At 74.6% G+C, this 6476-nt stretch carries 3 protein-coding genes; all 3 read right to left on the bottom strand.

The genetic code is table 11. The features are described 5' to 3' along the window. The coding region (locus ADK52_RS43260; RefSeq protein WP_324615868.1) for a protein kinase at positions 1-1584 on the bottom strand (1584 nt) is incomplete at its 3' end. Between the two features lie 167 nt (positions 1585-1751). Then, positions 1752-4388, bottom strand: coding sequence for a serine/threonine-protein kinase (locus ADK52_RS01905; protein ID WP_053688007.1), 2637 nt, complete (start codon positions 4386-4388; stop codon positions 1752-1754). Between the two features lie 161 nt (positions 4389-4549). After that, positions 4550-6256, bottom strand: a complete 1707-nt coding sequence (locus ADK52_RS01900) for a glycerol-3-phosphate dehydrogenase/oxidase (protein ID WP_053688006.1) — start codon at positions 6254-6256, stop codon at positions 4550-4552. Positions 6257-6476: the final 220 nt, after the last annotated feature.

Genomic DNA, 6476 nt, shown 5'->3' with positions numbered 1-6476 from the left:
GGTGAGGGCCGGGGTCGGGGCCGGGGCCGGGGCTTCGGACCCGTTGGGCCGGAGCCGGCCGGGTTCGCCGGACGGCAGGTACGAGGCCATGGTCGGGCCCTCGGTGCCGTGCGGCGGGGTCTGGCCGGGGCGCGGGGGGCGGGGCCGGCCGGGCTGGCCCGGGCGGAGGTAGGCGGTCGGGTCCGGGGCTTCGGCTTGGCGGTAGCCCTCGGGCAGGGCCAGTTGCGCGGGCAGCGCGGGGCGGCCCGGCGCCGGCGCCGGGCCGGGCCGCGACCCGGGCCCCCGCTCCGGCTCGGGCCCCCGGTCGGGCTCGGGCCCCCGCTCCGGTCCGGGCCCCCGGTCGGGATCGTGCATCCGGTCGGGATCGTGCTCCCACTCGGGAACCTGCACCCGCCCGGGATCCGGCACCGGCCCGGGATCGCGCTCCTGCTCCGGTTCCGACGGCTCGGCGGGCGGGAGCGCGGCCTGCCGGCGCGGCGTGGCCCCGTGCCACGGCGCACTCGTACCGGCCTCCGGGCCGCCGTACGGGTACGCGTACCCCTGCGGGAGGTTCGACCCCTGCGGCCTCGGCTCCGGCGCGGGCTCGGACCCTCCCTTGCGCTGCTCGGTGACCCGCGCGGCGGCGGCCTGCGCCCCCGCCCGGTACGCGGCGATGGCCCCGGCCCGCGCGGCGGCCTTGAGGTCGGGCCGCTCCCCCGTCGCCCCGGGGGTGATGTGGTCGGAGTACCGGGGGCCGGTGTCGTACCCGGGCGCCACGAGCGGCGCGTAACCGCCCGCGCCCGGACCGCCGTCCGGCCCGGCGCCCGCCGCCCCGCCCGGAACACCCCGTACGTCCAACTCCGCACCGGGCGCCGCATCCTGGGCACCGGCGGAGCCCGGCGACGGGCCGGGCGGCACGCCCCTGCCCGGGTCCGGCCCTAAGGCGGCCACGCCGTTCGGGACCGTGCCCCACCCCGGATTCCCGGCAGGAGGGGGCGGCGGGTCGTCCCAGGGCTCGGCAGGGGGCGCGGACTCCCGGGGGACCGGGTCGTAGCCGCACAGGGCGTCCTCCGCGGCGCCCGCCGCCAGGCCCGTCAGCACGACGCGACCGTCATCGCATATCAACACGGTCCGGACGGTGATGTTCCGGTGCGTCCAGCCGTGCGCGTGCAGCACCCGCAGCGCGGTCAGCACGTCCGCCGCGACCTCGGCCGCCCGGTACGGGCTCAGCGGTTCATCGGCGATCAGCGCGGCCAGCGGGCGCGCCGGCACCAACTCGCTCACTATCCACAGCGACCCGCCCTCGGCGAACACGTCGAAGACCTGGTCCAGCCGGGGGTGGTCCGGCACGGACGCGGCCGCCTGTGCGGCGGCGATCGCCCGGCGCACGGCCGGGAGTTCTCCCCCGGCCGCCGCCGGAGGCCCCGGCGTCCGACCGTCGAGCAGCTCGGCATCCACGATCTCCGGCAACGGCACCTGCCGCACCAGGACTTCCTGCCCGCTGCGCGTGTCGAAGGCGCGGGTCTCGACCAGTTCGTACTCGTCCGACGGCGGCAGCGGCAGACGGTAGCGGTCGGCCAGGATCCGGCCCGCGTAGTCCTCCACTTCGCCTCCCCCGAGTGCCGGGGCGCACGTCCCCCATGGCCCCACTGCCACGATACGTCGCGCGGGCCGCCCGCGTCCCGAGCCTGGAAAGGCTCGTCACGCGTCGCCCGTCAACGCCCGGCCGGGCAGCCCCCGGCGGCCCGGCCCGGCAGGTCCGGCGGAGCGGTTCAGCCCAGCGGCTGGAAGGTCTGGAACGCCGTGTTGCGCATCGTCGTGCATTCCGGGGCGTCCCACTGGTCCGCCGGGCAGCTGATCATGATGGCGTAGCCGTGCTTCGCGTCCACCTTGAAGCCGCGGTTGAGCACGCGGACCTTGATGCCCTTCTGCTCCCGCTCGAACTCCCAGTCCGCGACGGTCGGGTAGCCGTTGTACTCCGTCGGATCGATCCGGATCGTGCGGTAGTTCGTGCTGGAGCTCGCCGTTCCGGCGACCGCTTCGGCCCATGCGGCCCGGGCGTCGTTGCCGGGGCTGGCGGTGTAGTCGACCTGAATGCGCGGGAAGCCGCCGTCGCGGCTGTATATCGCGCCGGAGTTCTCGCCGGCTATGCCCGTCACCTTGAAGCCCGACGGCATCGCCATCGAGAAGTGGAACCCGGGGTCGGTCACCTTCGCGTACCCCTCGGGGAGCCCGGCTCCGGGACCGCCCGGAGTCGAACCCTGTCCCTGGCTCTGCCCTTGGCCCTGACTCTGACCCTGACCCTGGCTCTGGCCCTGCTGCCCGCCCGGGGACTGCCCCTGGCTCGGCTCGCTGCCGGCGCCGCCGTTGGCGGTGGCGCCCTTGCCCGAGGTGGCGTTGGTCTCGCCGGTCTTCGCGGACGGGCTGGGATTCGGGCTGCCGGAGACCGTCGTACCCGGCCCGCCCTTGCCCTCTTCCTTCTTCTTGTCGGCCGCGTCGTCACCGCTGACCGCGTACGCGATGAGCGAACCGATCGCGGCGAGCACGACGACCACGCCCACTATCGCGAGGGCGATGGTGCGGCGGGACATGACGTCGGTGAGCGGCGCCGCGACCGGCGAGGGCCTGCCCGACGCCGGTGCGGGGGCCGGGGATTCGGCCGCCGAGGCCGCCGCGGCCGCCGTGGTCGCCGCCGCGGCGGCCGCGGCCTTGCGGGTCGCCTTCAGCGCCGCGCGGGCCCGATCGCGCTGCTCGCGCTCAAGCCGCTCGCGCTCCTTCTTCTCCGCCTTCTCGGCCGCCTTCTCGGCGGAGGCCTTGGCCGCGGCCTCCTTGGCGTCGGCCAGCGAGATCTGCCGGGTCTCCTCCACGGCCGGGGCGAGGACGGGAGCCGGCACCGGCTCCGGCGCGTTGACGACGGCGGTGAGCATCGCCCGCGCCCGCTCTTCGTCGAGGCGGCGGGCCGGGTCCTTGGCCAGCAGTCCGTAGATGACCTCGGTCAGCGGACCCGCGTTCTTGGGCGGCTCCACCGGCTCGGTCATCACGGCGGTGAGGGTGGCGAGTGCGGAGCCCTTGTCGTACGGAGGCACTCCCTCGACCGCGGCGTACAGCAGTCCGCCGAGGGACCACATGTCGGCGGGCGGGCCGGGCTTCTGGCCGCGGGCGCGCTCGGGGGAGATGTACGAGGGGGCGCCGACGAGCATGCCGGTGGAGGTGACGGAGGGGTCGCCCTCGACCTGTGCGATGCCGAAGTCGGTGAGGACGACGCGGCCGGTGCGGGCGATGAGCACGTTGGACGGCTTCACGTCCCGGTGCAGGATGCCCTGACCGTGCGCGGCGCGGAGCACGTCGAGGACGGCGAGGCCGACCTCGGCGGCGCGGTGGGGGGTCAGCGGCCCCTGCTCACGGATGAACTCGGCGAGGGAGGGGCCCTCGATGAGCTCCATGACGATCCACGGGCGGGCGTCCTCGTCGACGACGTCGAAGACGGTGACGGCGCCGCCGCTGCGGATCCGGGCAATGGCCTTGGCTTCGCGGAGGGTACGGGTGATGAGGCGGCGCTTCTCGTCTTCGTCGACGCCGGTGCTGAAGCGGAGTTCCTTCACGGCGACGGTCCGGCCGAGGGTCTCGTCCTCGGCGCGCCAGACGGTGCCCATGCCGCCCTTGCCGAGCACTTCGCGCAGGCGGTAGCGCCGCGCGAGCAGCCGCCCCTCGTCCTGCCCGCCCTCGGCGGCCTTCGCGGCGGCGGCCTTGACGGCTGCGGCAACGGCATCGGCCTTCTCGACCACCGGGTTCCCCCCGGCAGAAGCCCCGGCGGACTTGACCGGCTCCGGCTCCACCGCGGCCGGGCCGGCGGGCTTCGCGTCCCGCGGCGCACCGCCACCCGCTCCGCCCGCGCCTGCCGCCGACTCGGCGGCGTCCGCGGCATCCGCGGCATCCGCGGCATCCGCGGCAGGCTTGTTCAGGTCGGCCTTGGCCGCGGCCGGCGCCTTGTCCTTCGGCTGCTTGTCCGTCGGCTGCTTGTCCGTCGGCTGCTTGTCCTTCGGCTCCGCCGACACGGCAGATGCCGCGGCAGCCTTGCCCAGGTCCGGCTTCGCGCCCTCGGACGCACCGTCACCGGCCCCGCCGGATCCCGGCTTACCGCTGTCGGCAGCTCCGGCGGCACCAGCGGCACCAGCGGCGGCCTTGCTCAGGTCGGCCTTCGCCGCGGGCGAACCGCCGGGCTCGGCGTCCTCCGGCTCCGCCACGGGCGGGGCGGCAGGCGGGACGGCAGGCTTCGCGGCCCCCGGCTTCGCCGCATCCCCGGCGTCACGCTCCGCCGCGGCCGAGGCGGCAGGCTTCGCCGCACGCGCAGCCTCCTGCTTCGCCGCAGGCGACTCGGCGGGCGACTCGGTGTGCTCCGGCTTCGACATGCGTCCCCTCTGCGATCGTGCCGCCTGCTGCCCCGGGGATCCCCAGTGGGCCGCTCCGGGAGAACCCGTGCGGTAACCCGCCCCGGCAGAACCCTCATTGTTCCTCACTCCGCAACGGACGGGCGCCCCGGGTCCGCGGTTCCCCCCTCCGCATCCCGGAGTTACAACGGAACGATGTCGGGCGCCCCCAACCGGGCCGCATCCGCCGTCTGGTCGTCCGGCTGGCGCTGCGATTCCCGTTCCGCTTGCACCCGCTTCTCGTAGTGTTCCACTTCCTTCTCGATCTGCTGCTTGTCCCACCCCAGCACCGGAGCCATCAGCTCCGCGCACTCCCGCGCCGACCGCGTCCCCCGGTCGAAAGTCTCGATCGAGATCCGCGTCCGCCGCGTCAGCACGTCGTCCAGATGCCGCGCCCCCTCGTGCGACGCCGCGTACACCACCTCCGCGCGCAGGTAGTCGTCCGCCCCGCCCAGCGGCTGCCCCAGCCCCGGGTCCGCCGCGATCAGGTCCAGCAGTTCGTCCGTCATCGAGCCGTACCGGTTCAACAGGTGCTCCACCCGCACCACGTGAAGGCCCGTCCGGGCGGCGATCCCGGCCCGCCCGTTCCACAGCGCCCGGTACCCCTCCGCCCCCACCAGCGGCACGTCCTCCGTCACGCACTCCGCGACCCGCTGGTCCAGCCCGTGCACCGCCTCGTCGACCGCGTCCTTCGCCATGACCCGGTACGTCGTGTACTTGCCGCCCGCCACCACCACCAGACCCGGCACGGGATGCGCCACCGTGTGCTCGCGCGAGAGCTTGCTCGTCGCGTCCGACTCCCCGGCCAGCAGCGGCCGCAGGCCCGCGTACACCCCCTGGACGTCGTCCCGCGTCAGCGGTACCGCCAGCACCGAGTTCACGTGCTCCAGCAGGTAGTCGATGTCCGCGCTCGACGCCGCCGGATGCGCCTTGTCCAGGTCCCAGTCCGTGTCCGTCGTGCCCACGATCCAGCTCCGGCCCCACGGGATGACGAAGAGGACGGACTTCTCCGTACGCAGGATCAGCCCGGTCGAGGAGTGGATCCGGTCCTTCGGTACGACCAGGTGGATGCCCTTCGACGCCCGGACGTGGAACTGCCCCCGCTCGCCGATCAGCGCCTGCGTGTCGTCCGTCCACACCCCCGTCGCGTTCACGACCTGCCGCGCGCGGATCTCGTACTCGCCGCCGCCCTCCACGTCCCGCACGCGCGCCCCGACGACCCGCTCGCCCTCCCTCAGGAAGGCGACCACCCTCGCCCGGTTGGCGCACTGCGCCCCGTACGCAGACGCCGTCCGCACCAGCGTGGCCACGTACCGCGCGTCGTCCATCTGGGCGTCGTAGTACTGCAGGGCGCCCACCAGAGCGTCCTTGCGCAGCGCCGGCGCCACCCGCAGCGCGCGCCCCCGCGACAGGTGCCGGTGCAGCGGCAGCCCCCGCCCGTGCCCGCTGGACACCGACATCGCGTCGTACAGCGCGACGCCCGATCCGGCGTAGAACCGCTCCCAGACCTTGTGCTGGAGCGGGTACAGGAACGGCACGGGCTTCACCAGGTGCGGAGCGAGCCGCTCCAGCAGCAGGCCGCGCTCCTTCAGGGCCTCCCGCACGAGGGCGAAGTCGAGCATCTCCAGATACCGCAGTCCGCCGTGGATCAGCTTGCTCGACCGGCTGGAGGTGCCGGACGCCCAGTCCCTGGCCTCCACCAGCCCCGTCGAGAGGCCTCTGGTCGCGGCGTCGAGCGCGGTGCCCGCGCCGACCACGCCCGCGCCCACCACCAGCACGTCCAGTTCCCGCTCGGCCATCCGGGCGAGCGCCTCTTCGCGCTGGACCGGCCCCAGTGTCGCTGTCCTCACGGCTGCCTCCCGTCGGTGCGGTCGTTCCCGCTCGGTGCGGGTGACCCCGCTCACATCCCCCGCTCACGATTCTGACCCGCCGCACCGACATCAGCCACCGCCTGTGGACAACACAACGGCGACCATCGCCCCGTAATACGACACATCGGTCATATATACGCCTAGTCTGACATCGCGCCAGCTCCACACTCCACCTGCACGGTCCACAGGGCTTGCGCAC

Origin of the sequence: Streptomyces sp. WM6372 (assembly GCF_001279655.1) — a bacterium.
Lineage (GTDB): Bacteria > Actinomycetota > Actinomycetes > Streptomycetales > Streptomycetaceae > Streptomyces.
Note: the sequence above shows the minus strand (reverse complement) of the source record. Positions and strands in the feature narration are given on the sequence as shown.

Bases quoted from the DNA above. Each gene is read 5' to 3' on its own strand.
- ADK52_RS01905 (WP_053688007.1), bottom strand. From the start codon at position 4,388: ATGTCGAAGCCGGAGCACACCGAGTCGCCCGCCGAGTCGCCTGCGGCG.